Raw genomic sequence first — 20,825 nt, forward strand, 5'->3', positions numbered from 1 at the left:
AGGCTGACCACAGCCTGAAGTTGGGTGATGGAGCTGAGCTGCTGCAGGCTGATCACAGTCTGAAGATCGGTTATGAACCTGTGGGAGCGGGCTTGTCCCGCGAACAGGCCGGTGCGTCATACCCAGATCGCATCCCAATTCGGGTAATCCCTAGCATGCCTGACCAAACCTGCTCTGATCGGATTGGCAATGATGTACCTCGCTACTTGCAGCACACTCTCTTCCCGGCGCAACGCCCGGTCTTGATAGCCTGGCTGCCAGATCTTTTTGCGCGGCATACCTGCTTGATACAGCGCATGGCTGCTGCGTGATTTGAACTGCCGCATCAAGCAACTCAAGGTGTCAGTCCGCAGTTCAATCAGCCAATGTATATGGTCGGGCATGACCACTCAGGCCAGGGACTGGCACAAGCCGTCTCTTTCTGCCTGGCGCATCTGAAGTATCACTGCGCGGGCGAAACGCATATGGGTGAAGATGCGCTTTCGCTGGTGAGTGACTGTTGTCAGTAAATACAAGCCACCGGGTTGAGAGAAACGACCACGGCGCAGGAGATGGGAGTGGGCACATTCCATGTGTTGTTCCCTTGAAGAAGTTTCAAGGGCAACACTAGGTGATGTGCCGGTTGGGCATTTGGCGAACTGTTTGCAAAATATTGGTGCCATCACCGGCCCTTTCGCGGGGCAAGCCCGCTCCCACAGGGATCGCGCCGATTTTTGGAAACTGAGCAATACAGTTGCTCCCAGAGAGATCGCGTACCCCCTGTGCGGCCTTGCCGGACCTGTCGGAAAGGGCCGCAAAGCGGCCCAGAGTGACTCAGGCCGAAGTGCGGACCTGAGTGCTCAGATCATTTGCGGCTTCATCATGCAACGAGATCCGCGATGTCTCCGGCAACGCCAGCCCCCCCACCAGCGCCACCAGCGCGATCACCACCAGGTAGAACGCCGGCGCCAGGCTGCTGCCGGTCTGCCCGATCAACCAGGTCGCCACCAGCGGCGCAGTACCGCCAAACACGGTGTAGGCCACGTTGTAGGTAATCGCCGAAGCGGTGTAGCGGGTCCGCGTAGGGAAGCTCTCCGACAGCAGCGCCGCGGTCACCACACCACTGCACAGCGCTCCCACCGCCAGAAGGATCACCCCCAGCAGCGCCCCCGACATCGAACCGGAACTGGCCAGCCAGTAAGCGGGGAATACGCAGACCATCACCCACAGGCAGGTAAAGCCGATGGTCTTGCGCCGCCCGACCCGGTCCGAGAAGGCCCCGGCCAGCGGGCAACCGACCGCAGCGAACAGCAGCGCCACGGTGGTCACCAGCAGCGACTGGGCACGGGTCAGGTTGCCGACCAGCTGCAGGTAGGTGGCGAAGTAGGTGGTGAACATGTAGAACGACAGCGCTGTCAGCGAAATGAACATGCCCAGGTTCCGGATCGCCCGGCCGTGGTTGCGCAGGGTTTCCTTGAGCGGTGAATGTTCATGTTCCTTGCCTTGGGCGACGGCCTCGCGAAACGCCGGGGTTTCCTCCATGCGCCAGCGCAGGTACAAGCCCACCAGGCCCAGCGGCGCGGCCACCAGGAACGGGATGCGCCAGCCCCAGGCGGTCATGGCTTCGGCCGACAGGCTGGCCTCCAGACCATAGGCGATGACCGCCGCGCAGGCAAAGGCCGAGAAGGTCGACACAGGCACGAAGCTGCCGTAGAACGCACGCCTGTTGCGTGGCGCATGTTCCATCAGGTAGGCGCAGGCGCCGGCATATTCGCCGCCGGCCGAGAAGCCTTGCAGGCAGCGCGCCAGGGTCAGCAGTGCCGGCGCGGCAAGGCCGATGCTGGCATAGGTCGGCAGCAGGCCGATCAAGGTGGTGGAGCCGGCCATCAGCAGGATGGTCAGCGACAGGATGCGCTTGCGCCCCAGGCGGTCGCCCAGTGCGCCGAACACGATACCGCCCAGCGGGCGCAAGGCGAAGGCCACGGCAAACACGGCGAAGGTCTTGAGCAAGGCGACGCTGGCATCTTCGCTGGCGAAGAACTGCCCGGCAATCAGCGTGGCGAGGAAGCCATAGACGGCGAAGTCGAACCATTCGACGAAGTTGCCGATGGCCGAAGCGGCGATGACCCTGCGCAGGGTGGCGGGGGATACCTCATGCGATGCAGACATACGGAAGCTCTCCGGTTTCCATAGGCAGCCTGGATGAATGTGGCGCGCTCAGGCGCGCCATCGTTGTTATCAAGGGCCAGTAGACCGGGTCAGCGGGGGCGGGCGCATCGTTCAGGGCGACATCGGGATGCCTGTTACGACCGCAACGGGCCGGCGCTACACCGTAAACACCACGCCGGTGCGCGAGGCCGCGTTGCGGATGTGCTCCTGCATCGCCTTCTGCGCGGCCGCCTGCGAGCGGCGGCTCAGGGCGCGGAGGATCTTGCGGTGCTCCTGCCAGGTTTCCAGGGCGCGTTCCGGGCGAATGAAGGGCAGCTTCTGGCTCTCGAGGAAGATCTCCTGGCTCGCCGTGATCACCTGCAGCATCGCCTGGTTGCCGCAGGCTTGCAGCAACCGCTGGTGGAACGCGAAGTCCAGCCGGGCCGCGGCTTCGAAGCGGCCCGCGCGCAACTCCCGGTGCATCGCCTCGACATTTTCCTCCAGGCGATCGATGTCATCTGCGGTCAGGGCCAGTGCCGCCTGCCCGGCGGCGAAGCCTTCCAGGGCGTAACGCAACTGGAAGGTGTCACTGGCGGACACCTGCTCGGCATAAGGCCAGGCAAACGTCGAGGCTGCAGGCACCGGCGCTTGCACGAACACACCCTTGCCCGGTTGCACGCTGACCAGCCCCAGGGCACTGAGCGACGACAGCGCTTCACGCAGCGATGCCCGGCTCACCCCCAGTTGCTCGGCAAGGTCACGTTGCGAGGGCAGGGCATCGCCGGGTTGATAGGTGCCTTCGTCGATCAGCTTGCGAATGCCTTGCAGGGCCTGTTCGGGGACGGCGCGGGGGAGGGTATCGAGCATGCTGTTCAGACCGGTCGGAGGGCGATGACTTTGGCTTTTTACGGCGATTGCCTTGCGCTGGCAAGTGCTGCTCCGCCCTGGCGCAGCGTAGTGCCCGGCTGCACGAAAGCGGGGCGTGCCCTCGGCAACGCGGGCGGCCGACGGGCAACTGTTCAGACCAGTAAGACCGTTCAGTGCGCGCTTTCCACCGCTTCGTGATGTGCCCGGGCGCACTCTGGCATGGCCCGTGCACTGCCCTGGCGGCAGTCCACTTCCTGAATGCTTGCGAGGCCATCCGATGAAGATATTCCGCCCCCTGTTCCTGGCCACTCTGTTCTGCGGCGGCGCCCTGGCGTTGCCAGGCGCGCAGGCCGATGCGCTGGCCGACATCAGCGCCCGTGGCGTGCTCAAAGTGGCGGTGCCGCAAGACTTCCCGCCTTTCGGTTCGGTCGGCCCCGACCTCAAGCCTCGAGGCCTGGACATCGACACCGCCCAGCTGCTGGCCGACAAGCTCGGGGTGAAACTGGCGCTGACGCCGGTCAATAGCACCAACCGCATTCCGTTTCTGACCACCGGCAAGGTCGACCTGGTGATCTCCAGCCTGGGCAAGAACCCCGAGCGTGCCGCCGTCATCGATTTCTCCCGCCCCTACGCACCGTTCTACCTGGCCGTGTTCGGCCCGGCCGACGTGGCCATCGCCGGGATCGACGCGATCGCCGGCAAAACCATCAGCGTCACCCGCGGCTCGATCGAAGACATGGAACTCAGCGCCGTGGCGCCCAAGGGCGCGGTGATCAAGCGCTTCGAGGACAACAACTCGACCATCGCCGCCTACCTCTCCGGGCAGGTCGAGCTGATCGCCAGTGGCAGCGTGGTGATGGCGGCGATCGCCGAGAAAAACCCGGCCAAGGTGCCGGTGGTCAAGGTCAAGCTCAAGGATTCGCCGGTCTACGTGGGGATGGCCAAGAACGAGCCAGCGCTGATGGACAAGGTCAACGCCACGCTGGAGGCCGCCAAGGCGGACGGCAGCCTGAACCGCAACGCGGAAAAATGGTTGAAACAGCCGCTGCCGGCTGACCTCTGAGCGGCGCCTGGAGCCTGTCACCATGGCCTATGAATTCGATTTCGCTCCTGTGTTGGCCCAGGCCGACCTGCTGCTCAAGGGCGCCTGGTTCACCCTGCAGCTGACGGCGGTCGGCACCTTGCTGGGCGTGGCCATCGGCGTACTGGGTGCCGGTGTGCGCGCCTGGCACGTGCGGCCGTTCGACACGCTGTTCGGCCTCTATGTGGAGCTGATCCGCAACACGCCCTTCATCGTCCAGCTGTTCTTCATTTTCTTCGGCCTGCCCGCGCTGGGCATTCGCCTGAGCGAATGGCAGGCGGCGGTGCTGGCCATGGTGGTCAACCTGGGCGCCTATTCCACGGAGATCATCCGCGCAGGTATCCAGGCCATCCCCAAGGGGCAGCTGGAGGCTGCGGCGGCCTTGGCCATGAACCGCTTCGAGGCGTTCCGCCATGTGGTGCTGCGGCCAGCGCTGGCCAAGGTCTGGCCGGCACTGTCCAGCCAGATCGTGATCGTCATGCTCGGCTCGGCGGTTTGTTCGCAGATCGCCACCGAGGAGCTGTCGTTCGCTGCCAACTTCATCCAGTCGCGCAACTTCCGCGCGTTCGAAACGTACTTGCTAACCACCGCGTTGTACCTGCTGATGGCCATTCTCCTGCGCCAGTCGCTGGCCTGGCTGGGGCAGCGCCTGCTGATGGGGAGACGCTGATGGACTTCACCTTCTGGGACATCCTGCGCAACCTGCTGGTCGGCCTGCAGTGGACCTTGCTGCTGTCGTTGGTGGCCTTCGTCTGCGGTGGCCTGGCCGGGCTGTTGGTGCTGGTCGGGCGGCTCTCCGAGCAGCCGCTGTGGCGCGGCCTGGCGCGGGGCTACATCGAGCTGTTCCAGGGCACCCCGCTGTTGATGCAGCTGTTCATGGTGTTCTTCGGCATTGCCCTGTTCGGCCTCGATGTGTCGGCCTGGATGGCAGCGGCCATTGCCTTGACCCTGTTCACCAGCGCCTTTCTCGCTGAAATCTGGCGCGGTTGCGTCGAAGCCATCCCGCGTGGCCAGTGGGAGGCCTCCGGCAGCCTGGCGCTGAGCCGCCTGGAGCAACTGCGCCACGTCATCCTGCCCCAGGCACTGCGCATTGCCGTCGCCCCGACCGTGGGCTTCTCGGTGCAGGTGGTCAAGGGCACGGCGGTGACCTCGATCATCGGCTTTACCGAGCTGACCAAGACCGGCGGCATGTTGGCCAACGCCACCTTCGAGCCGTTCATGGTCTACGGCCTGGTCGCGCTGGGTTACTTCGTTCTCTGCTATCCGCTCTCGCTGAGCGCCCGTTACCTGGAAAGGAGGCTGCATGCCCCTGCTTAGAGTGTCTGCATTGCACAAGTACTATGGCGACAATCACGTGCTCAAGGGCGTCGACCTGAGCATCGAGGAGGGCGAGGTGGTGGCCATCATCGGCCGCAGCGGCTCGGGCAAGAGCACCTTGCTGCGCACCCTCAATGGCCTGGAGTCGATCAGCGACGGCGTCATCGAAGTCGATGGCGAATACCTCGACGCCAGCCGCGCCGACCTGCGCGCCTTGCGCCAGAAGGTGGGCATGGTGTTCCAGCAGTTCAATCTGTTTCCGCACCTGAGCGTCGGCGAGAATGTGATGCTTGCGCCGCAGGTGGTGAAGAAGGCCAGCCGCAGCGAAGCACGCCAACTGGCCGAACAGATGCTGGCACGGGTGGGCCTGGCGGAGAAGTTCGATGCCTTCCCCGACCGGCTTTCTGGCGGCCAGCAGCAGCGCGTGGCCATTGCCAGGGCCCTGGCAATGTCACCCAAGGTGCTGCTGTGCGACGAGATCACCTCGGCGCTCGACCCTGAACTGGTCAACGAGGTGCTGGGCGTGGTGCGTCAACTGGCCAGCGAGGGCATGACCCTGATCATGGTCACTCACGAAATGCGTTTCGCCCGGGAAGTGGGCGACAAGCTGGTGTTCATGCACCACGGCAAGGTGCATGAGGTGGGCAACCCTCGCGAGGTATTCGCCGCTCCGCAGACGGCCGAACTGGCCAATTTCATTGGCGCGGTGGCCTCGGCTTAGCAGCAGGGGCGATGCAGCCCCACTGCCTTGGCGCACAGCCAGTGTCAGAAGCGCACGTCCACCACTACCTCGAAGGTCCGCGGCGCCCCCATGTAGTACTGCAGTCCATAGGCCTGCTTGGCATACACCTCATCGGTCAGGTTGCGCACCCGCCCGGTAATGGTGGTGTGTTCATCCAGCCGGTAGCGGGCAAAGCTGCCGAACAAGGTATAGGCCGGCGCCTTGAGGGTGTTGGCGTTGTCGGCGTACACCGAGCCGACATAGCGGGCATCCACCCCCGCCGACCAGGCCGAGGTGAAGCTGTAGGTCAGCCACAGGTTGGCGACATTGGCCGGCACGTTGACCGGGGCATTGCCCTTGCGCGACACCGATACGCCGTTGACCGCTTCGTTGAACGCGTCGTACTGCGCGTCGACATAGGCGTAGTTGCCCTCGGCCAGCAGCTTCGGCGTGACTTGCAGCCGCCCGGACAACTCGATGCCGCGTGAGGTCTGCTGCCCGGCCTGGACCGTCAGGTTGGGGTTGCTCGAATCGCGCACGGCAAAGTCCTTGCGCACGATCTGGTACAGGGCCACGGTCGCCGCACCTCGCCCTTCGAGGAAGTCGAATTTGCTGCCGACTTCCCACTGCTCGCCCTTGGACAGGTCGAAGGTGCCGACGTTGGCGTAGGTGGCTGCCGCCAGCGAACCGGCTGGCAGGTCGGCGGCGGTGCTGTATTGGGCGTAGAGGCTGGCCGCCGGCGTCAGTTCGTAGGTCAGGCCGATGCGCCCGGACAGCGGTTCCCAGCGCCGCTCGAAGTACGCCGGCGAGGTCGGTGTCACTGCGCCATGGTTGGTCACTTCCATGTCCAGGTAGTCGTAGCGCAGGGCCGTGAGCAGAGCGAGGCGCTCGGTCAGTTGCAGGCGGTTCTCGGCGAACACGGCGCGGTTGCTGGTGACATGCCGGCGCTGCTTGGTCAAGCCGGCGTTGACCCCGGGGATGTCGTAGAAACTGCCGGGGTCGAAGTGGTCCGGGTCGACCACATCGGTCCAGCTCCCGGATTGCGGGTAGACGGTCTGGCGCATGTGCGAGTAATCCAGCCCCAGCGACCACTGGCTGGCCAGGCCGAACAGCGGGTGGTCGTGGCGAAGTTCCATGCGCTCGCCCAGCACGCTCTGTTCATGGCGCTGCAGGTAGGGGCTGGCACGCTGCACATTGCCGTCGCGGGTGTAACTGTAGCGCTCGACGTTGCGGTAATCGCGCTGGGCGCTGTAGTGGTAGAGGGTGTTGTGCAGGCTGGTGCTGTCGTTGACCTGGTAGTCGAGCAGCGAACGCAGCCAGCGCACGCGCTGCTCGTAGCGGCCATCGGCGACGTTGTAGTTCTCGAAGCGACGGCTGTTGTCGATTTTCAGGGTGCTGCGCCCCGGCAGGATCGGCGCGCCCCAGTAGGGGCTGTCTTCGCGGTCCTCCTGATATTCCAGCGCCAGGGTGTGGGTCAGGTCGGGCGTCAGGTCGCTGAGCAGGGAAACCGCCAGGCTGTCGGTCTTGCGCGGGTTACGGTCGATGTAGCCATTGCTGCCGGTGTGGCTGAAGTCCAGGCGCATGAAATGGCGGGCATCGGCCGGGTTGCTGGCCAGGGCCTGGTTGATGCCGAAAGCCACTTCCGAGTCGTCGTAACTGCCATAGCGCACGCGGCCATCGATGATCTGTTGGTCGCGGCTGGCGGTCTTGGTGATGTAGTTGATCGAGCCGCCCACTGCGCCTGCGCCATGCAGGAACGACGACGGGCCGCCGAGCAGCTCGACGCGGTCCAGCACCCAGGCGTCCACAGGCCGGGTGGCGCTGCTGTAGCCAAGGTTGATGCCGTTGAACAGCTGGGTCACCTGGTTCTGGGTAAAGCCGCGGTAGCTGACGAAACCGCCGTAGCCCGGGTTGGCCGACGCGTTGACGCCGGTCATGGCGTTGATCACGTCCTGGCTGTCCTTGGCGCCGCGTTCCTCGATGATGCGCCGGTCCGAGACGCTCACCGAGGCGGGTGTTTCCCGCGCCGTCAGGCCCAGCCGCGAGCCGGTGCTGATCGGCTGGTCGAGTTGCACGCCGGAGGGCGCATCGCGCTCGCCGTCGATGGTGGTGGCGTTGAGTTCGACGGCGGCATCGTCCGCCCAGGCGAAGGTGCAGGTGCCCATGAGGAGCACCAGGGAGGTATTGCGAAGCATGTTGTTAGGTCGTCCACGCAAAGGTCATGGCTGACGGCGAGCGCGCAGGCAAGCGCGCCCGGCTGAAGTCAGGCGAATTGAATAACGGCTGCGGGGAGGACGACGGGTGGAGCGCGGGGTGTGAGGGCAGGGCGTTGGTAACGGGGCGGCGGTTGCGCCCAGCTGCGCACGACGATGGGCGAAGTGGCTTTGGCCTGTGCCGGGCTGAACGACCAGCCACCGCTGGCGAGTGGCACGGCCAGGCCGAACGAGGAGCACACCGGGCAATCGAGCTGGGCCATGTGTGGGTCGCTACCGGCGCCGTCGAGGTCGATGGCCACGCCGTGCTCGCTGTTGATCGAGCAGAACCCGCCTTCCAGGCCGGCCAGGCGCAGGCCGCCCATCTGGCCGTGGTGCAGGCCACACAGCAACAGGCTGAACAGGACGCTGGCATAGAGCGTCCAGGCAGTCAGGGTGCGGGTGTGCCGGGTGATTTTCATGGCGGCGAATCTATCACCCGGACGAATGGCGGGGTAGTGCCTGGCCGTGACAGGTTGTCGCAGCTCAGGCGGCGCGTTCGAGCACGTCCAGCAGTTCGACGAATTCCTGCGCGAGCTTGTGGCGTGGCGCCATGTGCACCAACGGTACCGAAACCTGGTGCGACTCGCGCATCTTGATGGAACTGCTCAGGTACACCGGCAGCACCGGCATGCCTTCGGCGCGTAACTGATCGACCAAGGTCTGGTGCAGCGCGGTGCGCCCGGCGAACTGGTTGACCACCACGCCCTCCACCTGCAGCGCCGGGTTGTGGTCCTGGCGCAGCTCTTCGACCTCGGCCATGACGCTGAGCAGCGCCTGGCGCGAGAAGCTGTCGCAGTCGAACGGGATCAGCAGGCGCTCGGCGGCCACCAGGGCACTGAAGGTGTAGAAGTTCAGCGCAGGTGGGGTGTCGATGTAGATCCGCTCGTAGTCCTCGCCCAGCTCGGCCAGCAGCTTGCGCAGCTTGTTGATCTTGAACTTGCTTTCCAGCTTGCTCTGCAGGTTGCTGAGGTCGGGGCTGGCGGTCACCAGGTGCAGGTTGTCGTAGCGGGTTTCGGTGATCGCCACGCGGTGCTTCTTGCCAGCGGCGGTGGCCGGCGAGAGGGTCTGGCGGAAGAAGTCGGCGATACCGGCAGGGATGGCGTCGTCGGTCAGCCCGGTGAGGTAATAGGTGGCGTTGGCCTGCGGGTCGAGGTCGACCAGCAATGTGCGATAGCCCTCGGCGGCGCTGGCCGCGGCGAGGTTGCAGGCGATGCTCGACTTGCCCACGCCACCTTTCTGATTGAAAACCACACGACGCATGAGACGCTCATCCATGAAGTGAAAATGTCAGGTTGGGGTCAATCCTATGACTGAAACACGACAGATTTATGACAAGTGTTGAAACATCAGTTAAGTTCATCTTTGTCGAACCGCAAGCGGTCTACTGCGCTGTTCTGGTGGTCAAGCCCGCTCGACATGGCGCCGGTAGAAATCCAGGGTCGCCAGGTTCTTGTCCTTGGCTTCGAACATGATGTCGAAGCGGTCGAGGAACTGCAGGGCGTAGCGGTTGGTCCAGTCGTTCCACATCTGCGCACTGTGCACATACAGGTCGCGTTTGTTGACCTTTTCCAGCAGCTGCGGGATGGTCAGCTTGCCGTCTGCCGCGAAACCGAGTGCTTGCAGGTGCTCGGGCGGTTGCGAGTAGTGCATGGTCGGCCGCACACCGCGCCAACTGTCGATGATCCGTGCCACGCGTGGGTCGTGCGGGTCGATGTAGTCACCCTCGTGGATCCAGCAGTGGTGGATGTCCAGCACGACGGGCGCAAGGTCGGCCAGTGCCAGGCAGTCGTCGACGCCATAGGTCTTCTCGTCGTTCTCGAAGGTGATCACGTTGCGTGCCACCTGCGACAACCTGGGCCATACCTGGCGCACACCTGCCGCGCCGAGGCGCCCGGCGATATGCACATTGCACTTGAAGTCCTGGAAGCGTTGGCCGAAGCCCATCAGGCGGATCATGTCGGCGTGGTATTCGAATTCGGCCAGGCTGTTTTCCACCACCTCGGGGCGGTCCGAGCCGAGCACACAGTACTGGCCGGGGTGAAATGACAGGCGCAAATCCTGGTCCCGAGCCAGCTTGCCGATGGCGGCGAAGCCTTCGGCCATCAAGGCCTGGAACTCGCTATCGCGATACAGCGGCGCGACACTGGGGTGGCTGTAGAGCGGCAGCAGGTCGCTACTCAGGCGCACCATGCGCAGCATCGGCGGCAATTCGCTGACATAGGCCAGCAGGCGCAGTTGGGCATCGAGGTTGTGCTGCACCAGCTCCAGCAGTTTGGCCCGGGCCGTTGCTTCGCTGGCACTGGTGAGCCAGCGCAGTGTGGTGGTGCGCGGGTTGAAGGTGCGCTCGATGGCTTCCAGCGCTTTCACCGACAGGCTGCGGTGCGGGTGGCGGTACATGCAGGCGAAGCCCAGGCGGGGCATGGTCGGTCTCCCGAGGAGGAATGTTCGTTGGACCCGGTGGCTGCGAGAACGATCACTTCAAGCCTGTCCGGCCTCTTCGCGGGTAAACCCACAGGGATAGCGTTGCTCTGAAGATTTTTGCGATGCCTGTGTGAGCGGGTTTACCCGCGAAGAGGCCGGAACAGGCGAAGTATCAATCCAGGTTCAGGAGCCCGATTTTTCCAGGGCTTGCAGTTCATCCTCGACCTGCTGCATGCGCTGCTCGGCCAGCGCCTGGACCTTTGCATCCCGCGCCGTTTCGCGCATCAGGCCGGTGAGCTTGTCGCTCAAACGCTTGCCTTCCTCGGTCTCTTCCAGCGCCTTGGCCTTGGCCGGGTCGCGGGTGGCGGCGACGATGGTCGCGAACTCAGCGTCGCTGAAGTTCTTTTCACCATACAGCTTGTACAGGTCCTGGCGCTGGTCCTCGACGGTGAGGTGTTTGCGCAGGACGTTGCTGATGGTGGCCGCATCCAGCTGCGGGTGGGTGCGCGTGAGCAGTGCCGCCATGCGCTCGATATTGTGGTCGTAGGCCTCCTGCAACGGCAGGTTGGCCAGGATCTGCTGTTCGCGGGTGGGCTTCTGGTCGCAGCCGGCGAGGGCGGCAGTGAGCAGCAGGGGGAGCAGCAACTTCTGGATGCGGGGCATGGGGCGGCCTTGGGCGGGTGTTTCCGAGAGGGGGATTATAGCGGTGTCGCAGTGGCTGTCAGAAGCCGCCTGACAACGGCCATTCCACTGCCAGGCGGATCTGATTGCCATCGAGCTCCGCCTGCGCCGTGTTGCCGCGGTGCACGTTGTGCCGCAGCGAGAAGGTGGTGCCCTTGGCCTTGCCGCTCTGCACCACATAGCGTGCCTCGAGGTCACGTTCCCAGTGCTTGCCACCCTTGCCATAACCCAGGTACGCATAGCCGCCGTTGGGGTCGACATGGCTGCCGTCGATATCGAAACCGCGTACATACAGGGCAGTCAGGTTCAGCCCCGGCATGCCGTAGCCACCCATGTTCAAGTCATAGCGCGCCTGCCATGACTTTTCGTTCGGTGCGTTGAAGTCGGACATCTGCACGGCATTGGCGATGTAGATTGCCCCACGCGTGACGTAGTCGAACGGCGTGTTGCCATCCACTTGCTGCCAGCCGAGGCTGTAACTGTGCGGGCCCTGGTTGTAGCGTGAGACCAGGCTCCAGGTGGTGTTGTCGATGCGACCGGACAGCGCCTTGCCGGCGTCGGTGGTGCGGTACAGGTTGAGGTCCAGGCTCAGGCTGCGGCGGTCGCCCAGGGCCTGGGTGAAGGTGCTGCCAAGGTAGTGCTGGTTCCAGGTGTCTGCATAGCGTGAGGTGTACAGGCTACCACTGAAGGCAGCGCCGGGGTTCCACACCAGGCCGGCGAGGTCGAAGCTGTTGCCCTGGCGGCCGTCGGAGTAGTTCACCACGAAGCCCTGGTCGTGGCTGGAGGCGTTGCGGTCGGTGCTTTCGTTGAAGTGGCCGGCGACCAGCTTGAGGGTGTCGATCTCGCTGCTGGTCAGGAACAGGCCCGTGGCGGTTTCGGGCAGCAGGCGGCTGTCGGAGGAGCTGAACACTGGCGTCTTCACTCGCTGTTCGCCCCAGGACAACACGGTGTTGGATGCCCGCAGTTTCAGCGCCGCGCCACCCCGGCTGTACTCACTCTTGGGATGGCCGTCGTTGTCCAGGCCCAGCAGGCGTGCCTTGCCGGCACGGCCGCCACCGCTGTCGAGCTGCACGCCCTGATAGGCGTGGGCATCGACGCCGACGCCGATCAGGCCCTGGGTGAAACCGGACTGGTACGTGCCCATCAGGCCGTAGGCCCATTCCTCGGCCAGGCCGTTACGTTCGCTGCGTGGCTTGTAGGCATTGCGCGCGCCGCTGTTACGCCCGCCGTGCTTGTAGTCACGCTGGTCGTAGACCGTCCGGTTGAGGATGCTCCAGCTGCTGTCTTCGACGAAACCGCTGCTGTGCGACTGCGCCGAGTCCGCGAAGGCAAATGGCGCCAGGCCTGCCAGTGGCAGGGACAAAAGCACAGCGGCGGGGCGCAACAACATGGCGGGAACGTCCTGGTTCAGGGGGCGCGGAAACGCAGGATGCGTGCGCCGTCGAAGGGGTCGGTGAGGTAGTGGGCGTGCACGCCAAAGGTGCTCAGCAGGCGCTCGGGGGTCAGCACCTGCAGCGGCTTGCCAAGGGCCACCAGGCGGCCTTGGTCGAGCACTGCCACACGGTCGCAGGTCAGCGCCTGGTTGAGGTCGTGCAGGGCCACCAGGGTGGTCACCGGCAACGCCTGCACCTGTTGCAGCAGGCTCAACTGGTGCTGGATGTCGAGGTGGTTGGTCGGCTCGTCGAGCAGCAGTACCTGCGGGCGCTGGGCCAGGGCGCGGGCGATGTGCACGCGCTGGCGCTCGCCGCCGGACAGCGAACTCCAGGCCCGTTCACGCAGGTGAGTGGCGTCGAGGTCGGCCAGGGCCTGTTCGACCAGGGCCCGGTCTTCGCGGGAAAACGGCGCCAGCGCCGACAGCCAGGGCGTGCGCCCCAGGGCGACGGCGTCGAACACGCTGATCGCGTCGAGGGTGTCGGCCTGTTGTTCGACCAGCGCCAACGCCTGGGCGACGCGCCGGCGCGGCAGGCGCGCCAGGGGCTCGCCGAGCAGCTGCACGGTGCCGCTGCTCGGCGTGCGCAGCCCGGCCAGCAATTTGAGCAGGGACGATTTGCCTGAACCGTTGGGGCCGACGATGCCCAGGGTTTCACCGGCCGCCACGCTGAGGTCGATGTTGCTCAGCACGTGGTTGCCTGACAGTTGCAGGCCCAGCCCGCGGCAGGCGAGTGGCGCGACGTGCGCGCTGTTCATGACGTTCATGGGCGCCCCCGGCGGCTGACCAGGATCAGGGCGAACACGGGCGCGCCGATCAATGCGGTGACCACGCCGACCGGGATCACCTGGCCGCCGATCAGCGTGCGCGACAGCACATCGGCGGCAATCAGGAACAAGGCGCCGCCCAGCGCGCTGGCCGGCAGCAGGCGGCTATGGCCGGGGCCGAGCAGCAGGCGCAGGGCGTGGGGGATGACCAGGCCGACGAAACCGATGGCGCCGACGATCGACACCATCACCGCCGTTACCAGCGCCGCGCAGCTGATCAGCAGCCATTGCGTGCGGCGCACGGCGATGCCCAGCGAAGCTGCCGAGTCGGCGCCGAAGGTGAAGGCATCCAGCGCCCGGCGGTGCCACAGGCACACCGCCAGGCCGAACAGCGCCACGGGCAATGCCTGCCACACCGCCGGCCAGCGCACGCCACTGAGGTTGCCCAGCAGCCAGAACAGGATGCCGCGTGCCTGTTCGGCGGTGGCCGACTTGGTTATGAGCAAAGCGGTGACGGCGGTGAACAGCTGGGAGCCGGCGATACCGGCGAGGATGACTTGCGCGTGGTTGTTGCTCGGCCCGGCCGCACGGGCCAGCACCAGCACCAGCAAAAAGGCCGCCAGGGCACCGATGAAGGCGCCGCCGGACATGCTCAGGGCGACGCTGCCCAGGCCCAGCAGGCCAACCAGCACCGCACCCGTCGATGCGCCGGCCGACAGCCCGAGCAGGTAGGGCTCGGCCAGCGGGTTGCGCAGCAGCGCCTGGAGGATCACCCCACAGGTCGCCAGCCCCGCCCCGCAAGCGGCGGCGACCAGGGCGCGGGTCAGGCGGTAGTTCCAGACGATGCCGGCGTCGATCGGGTCGACCGGATAGCCGGCCTGCCACAGGTGGTTGGCCAGCACCTGGTAGACCACCTGTGGCGGCAGGTTGGTTTCGCCGATGGCCGTGCCGGCCAGCACGGCCGCGAGCAAGGCCAGCAGGGCCAGGGCGCTGTAGGGCAGAGCTTTCATCATGGTGCCGCTTTACCGCTGGCGAAGGCTGCGGACAAGGTCTGCAGGCCTCGGAACAGGCGGATGCCGGCCTGCATGGCATCGGCGTCAAGGATGATGATGCGGTTGTTCTTTACCGCATCCATCTGCTTCGTCACCGGGTCGTGGCGGAGGAATTCGAGCTTTTTCCGGTAATCGTCGGCGGGGTAGCGGCGGCGGTCCATGCGCGCGATGATCAGCCAGGTCGGGTTGGCCTTGGCCAGGGTTTCCCAGCCTACGGTCGGCCATTCCTCGGTCGACTCGACCACGTTGCGCACGCCCAGGGTGCGCAGCATGAAGTCGGCTACGCCCTGGCGGCCCGCAACATAAGGGTCGATGCCGAGGTCGGCGCTGGAGAACCAGAACAGCGCCGAAGTCTGCGACAGGTCCTTGCCGGCCAGTTGCTGCCGGGCACCCTCCAGGCGTGCCTTGAGGTCGGCATTGAGCGCGGCACCGCGGTCCTGTACGTCGAAGATCTCGGCCAGCTGGCTGATGCTCTTGTAGAGGCTGTCGACCTGGAATGCCTGCAGGCGGGTGCCGTCGGCGCCGACCAGGTTGTCCTTGCCTTCACAGTCCGAGGGCAGCAGGTAGGTGGCGATGTTCAGTTCGCGGAACTGTTCACGGGTGGCGACCGCGCCCTGGGCGCCGACCATCCACTCGAACTGCACCGCCACCAGTTGCGGGCGCTTGCCGACCACGGCTTCGAAGCTGGGCTCGTTGTCGGCCAGGCGCGGCACCTTGTCGTTCAGTGCCTGGTATTCGGGCAACACGTTGTTGAACCACAAAGAGGTGCCGGCCAGCGTGTCGCCCAGGCCCAGGGCGTAAAGCATCTCGGTGCCGGCCTGGCCGATGGTGACCGCACGCTCAGGCGCCTGGGCGAAGGTCTGCGGCGCGCCGCAGTTGTCGACGGTCAGCGGGTAAAGGGTGGCCGCGGCCTGAGCCAGGCCGGTGAGGCTCAGGCCGGCGAGCAAGGTGGCGATACGGGGCAGCATGCTGGGCGATCTCCTGTCGGACAGTTCTGGTGAGGAACGCACGGACAGGCATCGCCGCAGCCCTGCACGTGCAGGGGCAACACGGATGGCCATCCCGGACACCCCGCCGGTTGGTGAATGTATGCCGGCAGGTCTCCTGACTGGTGCGTCCTCGCCTGGCTCCGGCCTTCCCGGATCAGGTCCAGTGGCATCGATGGAGCAGGCTCGGCACCTACAGTTGCGGGGGCAGTTCCGATTGGCACGCCGGGTTGGGCGGGCCCGGGATTCCCTATTAATTCCGTGGTGGAAACCGGCGGGCGGCATGGTAGACCATCCGGCCGCCAGGTGAAACGCCAAATCAGAAGTACTTCAGCCAGTGGATGTCGCGCCGGCGCGCCTTGAGCCGGGCAAACCAGCGCACCGGCAGGTACAGCGCCGCCGCCAGCAGCAGCGAGGCCAGCCACACCGCGCCGATGGCGTCGAAGCCGAAGTAGTCGCCCTGGTTGAGGCCGAACAGCGCCACGCAGGCCAGGTACAGCAGCTTGAGCACGTACAGGTGCAGCAGGTAGAAGAACATCGGCGCTGCGCCGAACACCGCCAGGGCGCTGATCCAGCGGGCGAGCCCGGCGCGCTCGAAGGCGCGCAGCAACAGTAGGCCGCAACCCAGGGTCAAGGCCAGGAACAGCAGCGAGGGCGGGTATTTGGTGATGTTGAAGAAGCTCATCAGCGTCTGGGTGATGGTCGGGTAGCCGCTCCACGGCGCCTCGCCGTAGCCGTTGTAGAGGCGCAGCACCATGAAGCCGAGCAGGGCGATGGCGCCAGCCATCAGCAGACGGTGCTGGCGCTCGTCGGCGTCGCTGCCACGGGCGAACCACGGGCCGAGGCCGTAGCCCAGCGCGATCACTCCGATCCACGGCAGCACCGGGTAGGAGGTGCGCAGGCGCAGGTTCTCCGAGACCTCCAGCCAGCCGCGGTCATGCAGGATCGCCCACGGTACATGCAGGGCTGATTGCGCGTCGAAGTGCAGGCCATCGAGCAGGTTGTGGCCGGCGATGATCAGCGCGCCCACGGCGAGCAGGGCCGGACGCGGCAGCCACACCAGCAGCGACAGGGCGATCATGCTCACGCCGATGGCCCAGATCACCTGCATGTAGACCACGTTCGGCGGCAGCTGGAAGGTCCAGGCGAAGTTGACCAGGGTGAATTCCAGCACCACCAGGAACAGCCCACGCTTGAACAGGAACGCCGAGACATCGCTACAACCCTTGTATTTCTCGCCATACAGCCAGGCCGACAGGCCGGTGAGCAGGACGAACACCGGCGCGCACAGGTGAGCCAGGGTGCGGCTGGCGAACAGCGACGGGTCGGTGGCATCGATGGCCATCGGGTCGCTGACCTGGCGGTGCAGGAAAAAGGTTTCACGCACGTGGTCGAGGAGCATGAACAGGATCACCAGGCCGCGCAGGGCATCGATGCTCTGCAGGCGCTGGGTGAGCAGGGTGGGGGTGGCTGAGGCGCTGGTCATGGAAAGGGGTCGCAGTCAGGAATGAATGTCAAATGAAACGTTATCTTATAACTATTTCATTTGCTTCTGAAAGCGGTTTTTGTATTACCTGTACCGGCCTCTTCGAGGGTTTACCCGCGAAGAGGCCATCAGCTCAGAAGGTGTAATCCACGGTAGCGAAATATGATCGCGGCGCCCCCATCACCCACTGCTCGCCACTGAACACCGACGCCACATATTCCCGGTCGAACAAGTTGTTCACCTGCAACCCCAGGCGCACATCGGGCAGCACCTGCCAGCCGATATTGGCATCGACCACGGTGTACCCCGGCGCACTCTGGCTATTGGCGGAATCGGCATAACGCTCATCCACATATCGCGCGCCAATCCCGGCTTCCACTCGCTGGCCAAAGCCCTTGCTCAACCACAGATTGGCGGTACGCCGCGGCACATTGGCCGGGCGATTGCCGGCGCGGTCCTGGGCCACGCCATCGACTACCTCGTCGAAATCATCGTATTTCGCCCTAACCAGTGACGCATTGGCCGACACCTGCCACTGCTGCCCCAGGGCCAGCTCCAGCGATGCCTCAAGGCCATCGGAAGTCTGTTGCCCGGCCTGCTGCGCCTCGTGGGAGATCGGGTCGTCCACCAGCAGCTTTTTCTTGACGATGTGGAACGCGGCGAGCGTCCACTCGCCACGGCCTTCCCAGAAGCGTTGCTTGAGCCCCAACTCAGTCTGCTTCGCTTCGGTCAGGTCGTAATCCATCTGCGTCGGGCTGAGGCTGACCAGGTTATCCACGCCATCCTCGCTGGTGGAGAACTGGCCGTACAACGACAGATCGTCGGTGAGCGCAAACACCAGCCCGGCCCGCCAGTTGCCGCCTTGCAGGCTGCGGTCGCTACGGCTGCCATCGACCAGGTTGTCGCGATCAATGTGGTTCTGGTCGCGGCGCACGCCGGTCACCAGCGACAGGCGCTCGGTCAGCTGCAGGCGGTTCTCGGCGAACAGGGCGAAGGTGTGGGTGGTGGACAGCGTCTGCGGGCGGGTTGGCGAGTCGCTGTGGAACCCGCCCGGGGTCGGCTGCCACGGGTCGATGTAGTCGCCGCCCACGTCGTTGTACGGCCGGTTGCTGTCGACGTTGAAGCGCACCTTGTTGTACTCGACACCGACCAGGGTCTTGCTGGCCAGGCCGAACAGGCTGTGATCGAAGGTGAAGGTCTGGCGGTCGCCGATCTGCTCCTGGTTGTGCCTGATCTGCAGGTAGCTCTGGCGCTCCAGCTGCTCGCGGTCGGCGTCCCAGCGGTAGTTCTCGGCATTGCGCCAGTGGCGGCGGCTCTTGATGGAGTAGAGCTGGTTGCTGGCGCTGAGCTGGTCGTTGATCGCCCAGTCGGTGGTGAAACGGGTCCACTCGTCGTGGTAGCGCTGCACATCGTTCTGGACGTTGTAGTTCTTCTTGCGCAGGCTGCTGCGGTAATGGCCGTCGATCAGTGGCGTGCCGTAGTAGTTGGCCGGCTGGGCGTCGCCACGCTCGTGGGCGAGGGTGAAGCTCAGGTCGTCGTTGGCATCGAAGCGCAGCGCGGCACTGAGGGCCAGGCTGCGCGAATCGGTGCGGTCGACCCAACCGTTGCCGGCCTGCTGGTTCAGGGTCAGGCGGTAGCTCAGGCGTTCGCTGAGGCTGCCGCCGCTGTCCAGGCCAAGCTGCTGGCGGTCCCATGAGCCGTAGCCCAGGCGCAGGCGGTTGTGGATGTCGCCGGTGAACGGCTTTTTCGGGATCACGTTGATCACCGCGCCGGTCGCGCCTTCGCCATACAGCACCGAAGCCGGGCCGCGGATCACGTCGACCTGCTCGACCATCCACGGGTCGACCGGGAAGGTCTGGGTGCCGGCCCCGGTATACAGGCGCGCACCGTCGAACAGGGTCATCACCGAACCATGGCCGGTGAAGCCGCGCGCCGACAGGCCGGTGCCGCCATCGCCGGGGTTGCCGATGAAGGTGATGCCGGGGGAGCGGGTCACGGCGTCCTGCACGGTGAGGTTGTTGCGTTGTTCGATCTGTTCGGCCGTGATGCTGCTGGTGCTGGCCGGGGTTTCCAGGGCACTGAGGTGCAGCCGTGAACCGGCCTCGGTCGGCGTGGCCAGGTCGACGTGCTTTGGGTCACGGGTATCGGTGATGGCCGTGGAGGGGAGGCTCAGCACAGGTTCGTCGGCCAGGGCCGGCAGGGTAACGGCCAGGCAGGCCGCCAGGGGATGAAGCTTGATGAGTCGGGACATGTCGTTCCACTGCTGCAGGAATGAATGGATCCCGGTGGAAAACACGCAAAGGCGCACCCCGCACGCAGGCGCACGCGGATACCGGCCTGCGCCCGCCCACCGCGGGTTGCCAAGTGAAGCTTCAGGCCGGTCTCCGGGCTTGCGAGGGTCGTGAGGCCTTCACCTTCCCATGCTGGCGCACAGTGGTGTGTCGAAGGCATCGCTCGCTTACCGTTGCGGGGGCAGCGCCGGACTTGTCGTGAACCACGACGCACCGGCTTCCCGTTTCACCCTGCGCACGGCGGCGCAGGACACCTGAAACTGGCGCGCATCTGACCATCGAATGGCCAGCGCGTCAAATGCGCGTGTCAGCGCCCGCGGCGGCGTGACACCCGTGCCTCGATGTTCTTGCGCCCGATGAGCAGGGGAGGCTTCTCCACCACTGGCTCATCGGCCAGCCACTTGTACATCACCAGGCAGTCGACCAACCCCAGGCGGGCGTGGCGATAGGCCTTGGGCAGGCGGCCCACTGTCTCGAAGCCCAGCCGGGTCCACAGCGCCACCGCCACCTCGTTGCTCGCCACCACCGAATTGAACTGCAACGCCAGGAAGCCCTCCTGGCGCGCCAGCTTCTGCGAGTGCTCGCACATCAGCCGCGCCACACCACGGCCACGGGCAGCGTCGCAGACCATGTAGCCGCAGTTGCCGACATGGGCGCCGGGGCCGGCGGCGTTGGCCTTGAGGTAGTAGGAACCGAGCAGCTCGCCATCCTCTTCGGCCACCAGCGTGTGCAGCGGCAGTTGCAGCCACAGCTGGCGGGCCTGCTCGACGTTCAGCTCGGGGTCGAAGGCGTAGGTTTCGCGGGCCTGAACGATGGCCTGGAAGGTCGGCCAGAAACGCTCGAAATCGTCGGGCGTCATGGGGCGAATGTGGATCATGGCGGTTCCTGCAATGGCTAGGCCGCCAAGTCTGGGTGGCGCGGCGCCGTCGCGCAAGGGCGGCGGCGCCGTTTGGCTTCAGCCGTTGGCCTTGCCCAGCGCATCCAGGGCGCGGGCCGAGTAGACCAGCGCGGCCCCGGCGTTCATCGCCACGGCCACACCCAGCGCCTCGGCGATTTCCTCACGGGTGGCGCCGTGCTTGACGGCCTGTTGCGAGTGCACGGCGATGCAGCCGTCGCAGCGGGTGGTGACCGCCACGGCCAGGGAGATCAGCTCGCGGGTCTTGGCGTCCAGGTGGTTGGTCTTGGCGCCCGCGCCGCTGGCGGTCATGTAGCCGGCCACGGTGTCGGGGGACAATTGCTTGAGATCGCCGATGCCGGCCATCAACTGCTTACGGTAGGCGTCCCAGTCCATCATGCTCATCGTCTTCACCTTGGTAAGGTTGCGAGTGGAGCTTTCATGCTAGT

19 protein-coding genes, 1 pseudogene and 2 riboswitches are annotated in these 20,825 nt (G+C 65.4%); of the genes and pseudogenes, 4 read left to right on the forward strand and 16 right to left on the reverse strand.

Going from position 1 to position 20,825, the window contains the following annotated elements:
- Window positions 1-116: 116 nt before the first annotated feature.
- The 3 genes and pseudogenes from HU738_RS04115 to HU738_RS04125 form a co-directional block, all read right to left on the reverse strand.
- Window positions 117-572 (reverse strand): annotated as a pseudogene (locus tag HU738_RS04115) (REP-associated tyrosine transposase).
- A 241-nt stretch (window positions 573-813) separates the two neighbouring features.
- Window positions 814-2,148, reverse strand: a complete 1,335-nt coding sequence (locus HU738_RS04120) for an MFS transporter (RefSeq protein ID WP_186601077.1) — start codon at window positions 2,146-2,148, stop codon at window positions 814-816.
- Window positions 2,149-2,304: 156 nt separating this feature from the next.
- Window positions 2,305-2,994, reverse strand: a complete 690-nt coding sequence (locus HU738_RS04125) for a FadR/GntR family transcriptional regulator (RefSeq protein ID WP_186601078.1) — start codon at window positions 2,992-2,994, stop codon at window positions 2,305-2,307.
- Window positions 2,995-3,271: 277 nt separating this feature from the next.
- Here HU738_RS04125 and HU738_RS04130 point away from each other — a divergent pair, with 277 nt between their 5' ends.
- The 4 genes from HU738_RS04130 to HU738_RS04145 are packed head-to-tail and all read left to right on the forward strand — an operon-like array spanning window position 3,272 to window position 6,113.
- Entirely contained in the window at window positions 3,272-4,057 is a 786-nt protein-coding gene (locus tag HU738_RS04130; RefSeq protein ID WP_176508961.1) for a transporter substrate-binding domain-containing protein, read from the forward strand.
- Window positions 4,058-4,079: 22 nt separating this feature from the next.
- On the forward strand, window positions 4,080-4,745 hold the full coding sequence (locus HU738_RS04135; RefSeq protein ID WP_054886392.1) for an amino acid ABC transporter permease: 666 nt from the start codon (window positions 4,080-4,082) through the stop codon (window positions 4,743-4,745).
- Window positions 4,742-5,392 (forward strand): amino acid ABC transporter permease, encoded by a 651-nt coding sequence (locus tag HU738_RS04140; RefSeq protein WP_176509028.1) that lies wholly within the window; start codon window positions 4,742-4,744, stop codon window positions 5,390-5,392. Before HU738_RS04135 ends, HU738_RS04140 begins: the two co-directional genes overlap by 4 nt.
- On the forward strand, window positions 5,379-6,113 hold the full coding sequence (locus HU738_RS04145) for an amino acid ABC transporter ATP-binding protein (protein WP_054886390.1): 735 nt from the start codon (window positions 5,379-5,381) through the stop codon (window positions 6,111-6,113). The genes HU738_RS04140 and HU738_RS04145 overlap by 14 nt, the downstream gene beginning before the upstream one ends.
- A 44-nt stretch (window positions 6,114-6,157) precedes the next feature.
- Here HU738_RS04145 and HU738_RS04150 read toward each other — a convergent pair whose 3' ends face one another.
- From HU738_RS04150 to HU738_RS04210, 13 genes are all read right to left on the reverse strand, one after another.
- Entirely contained in the window at window positions 6,158-8,308 is a 2,151-nt protein-coding gene (locus HU738_RS04150) for a TonB-dependent receptor (RefSeq protein ID WP_186601079.1), read from the reverse strand.
- Window positions 8,309-8,376: 68 nt separating this feature from the next.
- Window positions 8,377-8,787, reverse strand: a complete 411-nt coding sequence (locus tag HU738_RS04155) for a DUF2946 family protein (protein WP_176508958.1) — start codon at window positions 8,785-8,787, stop codon at window positions 8,377-8,379.
- A gap of 64 nt (window positions 8,788-8,851) precedes the next feature.
- Window positions 8,852-9,628 (reverse strand): ParA family protein, encoded by a 777-nt coding sequence (locus tag HU738_RS04160; RefSeq protein WP_186601080.1) that lies wholly within the window; start codon window positions 9,626-9,628, stop codon window positions 8,852-8,854.
- 141 nt (window positions 9,629-9,769) lie between these two features.
- On the reverse strand, window positions 9,770-10,789 hold the full coding sequence (uvsE, locus tag HU738_RS04165) for a UV DNA damage repair endonuclease UvsE (protein ID WP_186601081.1): 1,020 nt from the start codon (window positions 10,787-10,789) through the stop codon (window positions 9,770-9,772).
- 183 nt (window positions 10,790-10,972) lie between these two features.
- Window positions 10,973-11,452, reverse strand: coding sequence for a hypothetical protein (locus HU738_RS04170; protein WP_186601082.1), 480 nt, complete (start codon window positions 11,450-11,452; stop codon window positions 10,973-10,975).
- Between the two features lie 58 nt (window positions 11,453-11,510).
- Window positions 11,511-12,860, reverse strand: coding sequence for an OprD family porin (locus HU738_RS04175; RefSeq protein ID WP_186601083.1), 1,350 nt, complete (start codon window positions 12,858-12,860; stop codon window positions 11,511-11,513).
- Window positions 12,861-12,877: 17 nt separating this feature from the next.
- Window positions 12,878-13,666: an ABC transporter ATP-binding protein gene (locus HU738_RS04180; protein ID WP_186601084.1), complete on the reverse strand. Its 789-nt coding sequence runs from the start codon at window positions 13,664-13,666 to the stop codon at window positions 12,878-12,880.
- Window positions 13,663-14,679 (reverse strand): FecCD family ABC transporter permease, encoded by a 1,017-nt coding sequence (locus HU738_RS04185; protein ID WP_186601085.1) that lies wholly within the window; start codon window positions 14,677-14,679, stop codon window positions 13,663-13,665. The genes HU738_RS04180 and HU738_RS04185 overlap by 4 nt, the downstream gene beginning before the upstream one ends.
- Window positions 14,676-15,686 carry an ABC transporter substrate-binding protein gene (locus tag HU738_RS04190; RefSeq protein ID WP_186601086.1) on the reverse strand — a complete coding sequence of 337 codons (1,011 nt, stop codon included), beginning with the start codon at window positions 15,684-15,686 and terminating at the stop codon, window positions 14,676-14,678. Before HU738_RS04190 ends, HU738_RS04185 begins: the two co-directional genes overlap by 4 nt.
- Before the next feature lie 109 nt (window positions 15,687-15,795).
- A riboswitch (cobalamin riboswitch) is annotated at window positions 15,796-15,995 on the reverse strand.
- Window positions 15,996-16,023: 28 nt separating this feature from the next.
- Window positions 16,024-17,190: an acetyltransferase domain-containing protein gene (locus HU738_RS04195; RefSeq protein WP_186601087.1), complete on the reverse strand. Its 1,167-nt coding sequence runs from the start codon at window positions 17,188-17,190 to the stop codon at window positions 16,024-16,026.
- Between the two features lie 133 nt (window positions 17,191-17,323).
- A complete protein-coding gene (locus tag HU738_RS04200) occupies window positions 17,324-19,441 on the reverse strand; it encodes a TonB-dependent receptor (RefSeq protein WP_186601088.1) in 2,118 nt (705 codons plus the stop codon).
- Window positions 19,442-19,548: 107 nt separating this feature from the next.
- A riboswitch (cobalamin riboswitch) is annotated at window positions 19,549-19,754 on the reverse strand.
- Between the two features lie 34 nt (window positions 19,755-19,788).
- Window positions 19,789-20,358, reverse strand: coding sequence for a GNAT family N-acetyltransferase (locus HU738_RS04205; protein ID WP_176508948.1), 570 nt, complete (start codon window positions 20,356-20,358; stop codon window positions 19,789-19,791).
- A 78-nt stretch (window positions 20,359-20,436) separates the two neighbouring features.
- Window positions 20,437-20,781, reverse strand: a complete 345-nt coding sequence (locus HU738_RS04210; protein ID WP_176508947.1) for a carboxymuconolactone decarboxylase family protein — start codon at window positions 20,779-20,781, stop codon at window positions 20,437-20,439.
- Window positions 20,782-20,825 lie beyond the last annotated feature (44 nt).

Origin of the sequence: Pseudomonas vlassakiae (assembly GCF_014269035.2) — a bacterium.
Lineage (GTDB): Bacteria > Pseudomonadota > Gammaproteobacteria > Pseudomonadales > Pseudomonadaceae > Aquipseudomonas > Aquipseudomonas vlassakiae.

What these genes read in the sequence shown, in the direction of transcription:
- HU738_RS04175 (WP_186601083.1), bottom strand. Translation starts at nt 12,860, where the DNA reads ATGTTGTTGCGCCCCGCCGCTGTGCTTTTGTCCCTGCCACTGGCAGGC.
- HU738_RS04145 (WP_054886390.1), top strand. Translation starts at nt 5,379, where the DNA reads ATGCCCCTGCTTAGAGTGTCTGCATTGCACAAGTACTATGGCGACAAT.
- HU738_RS04155 (WP_176508958.1), bottom strand. Translation starts at nt 8,787, where the DNA reads ATGAAAATCACCCGGCACACCCGCACCCTGACTGCCTGGACGCTCTAT.
- HU738_RS04185 (WP_186601085.1), bottom strand. Translation starts at nt 14,679, where the DNA reads ATGATGAAAGCTCTGCCCTACAGCGCCCTGGCCCTGCTGGCCTTGCTC.
- HU738_RS04170 (WP_186601082.1), bottom strand. Translation starts at nt 11,452, where the DNA reads ATGCCCCGCATCCAGAAGTTGCTGCTCCCCCTGCTGCTCACTGCCGCC.
- HU738_RS04130 (WP_176508961.1), top strand. Translation starts at nt 3,272, where the DNA reads ATGAAGATATTCCGCCCCCTGTTCCTGGCCACTCTGTTCTGCGGCGGC.
- uvsE (WP_186601081.1), bottom strand. Translation starts at nt 10,789, where the DNA reads ATGCCCCGCCTGGGCTTCGCCTGCATGTACCGCCACCCGCACCGCAGC.
- HU738_RS04160 (WP_186601080.1), bottom strand. Translation starts at nt 9,628, where the DNA reads ATGCGTCGTGTGGTTTTCAATCAGAAAGGTGGCGTGGGCAAGTCGAGC.
- HU738_RS04190 (WP_186601086.1), bottom strand. Translation starts at nt 15,686, where the DNA reads ATGCTGCCCCGTATCGCCACCTTGCTCGCCGGCCTGAGCCTCACCGGC.
- HU738_RS04120 (WP_186601077.1), bottom strand. Translation starts at nt 2,148, where the DNA reads ATGTCTGCATCGCATGAGGTATCCCCCGCCACCCTGCGCAGGGTCATC.
- HU738_RS04125 (WP_186601078.1), bottom strand. Translation starts at nt 2,994, where the DNA reads ATGCTCGATACCCTCCCCCGCGCCGTCCCCGAACAGGCCCTGCAAGGC.
- HU738_RS04180 (WP_186601084.1), bottom strand. Translation starts at nt 13,666, where the DNA reads ATGAACGTCATGAACAGCGCGCACGTCGCGCCACTCGCCTGCCGCGGG.
- HU738_RS04135 (WP_054886392.1), top strand. Translation starts at nt 4,080, where the DNA reads ATGGCCTATGAATTCGATTTCGCTCCTGTGTTGGCCCAGGCCGACCTG.
- HU738_RS04200 (WP_186601088.1), bottom strand. Translation starts at nt 19,441, where the DNA reads ATGTCCCGACTCATCAAGCTTCATCCCCTGGCGGCCTGCCTGGCCGTT.
- HU738_RS04195 (WP_186601087.1), bottom strand. Translation starts at nt 17,190, where the DNA reads ATGACCAGCGCCTCAGCCACCCCCACCCTGCTCACCCAGCGCCTGCAG.
- HU738_RS04205 (WP_176508948.1), bottom strand. Translation starts at nt 20,358, where the DNA reads ATGATCCACATTCGCCCCATGACGCCCGACGATTTCGAGCGTTTCTGG.
- HU738_RS04150 (WP_186601079.1), bottom strand. Translation starts at nt 8,308, where the DNA reads ATGCTTCGCAATACCTCCCTGGTGCTCCTCATGGGCACCTGCACCTTC.
- HU738_RS04210 (WP_176508947.1), bottom strand. Translation starts at nt 20,781, where the DNA reads ATGAGCATGATGGACTGGGACGCCTACCGTAAGCAGTTGATGGCCGGC.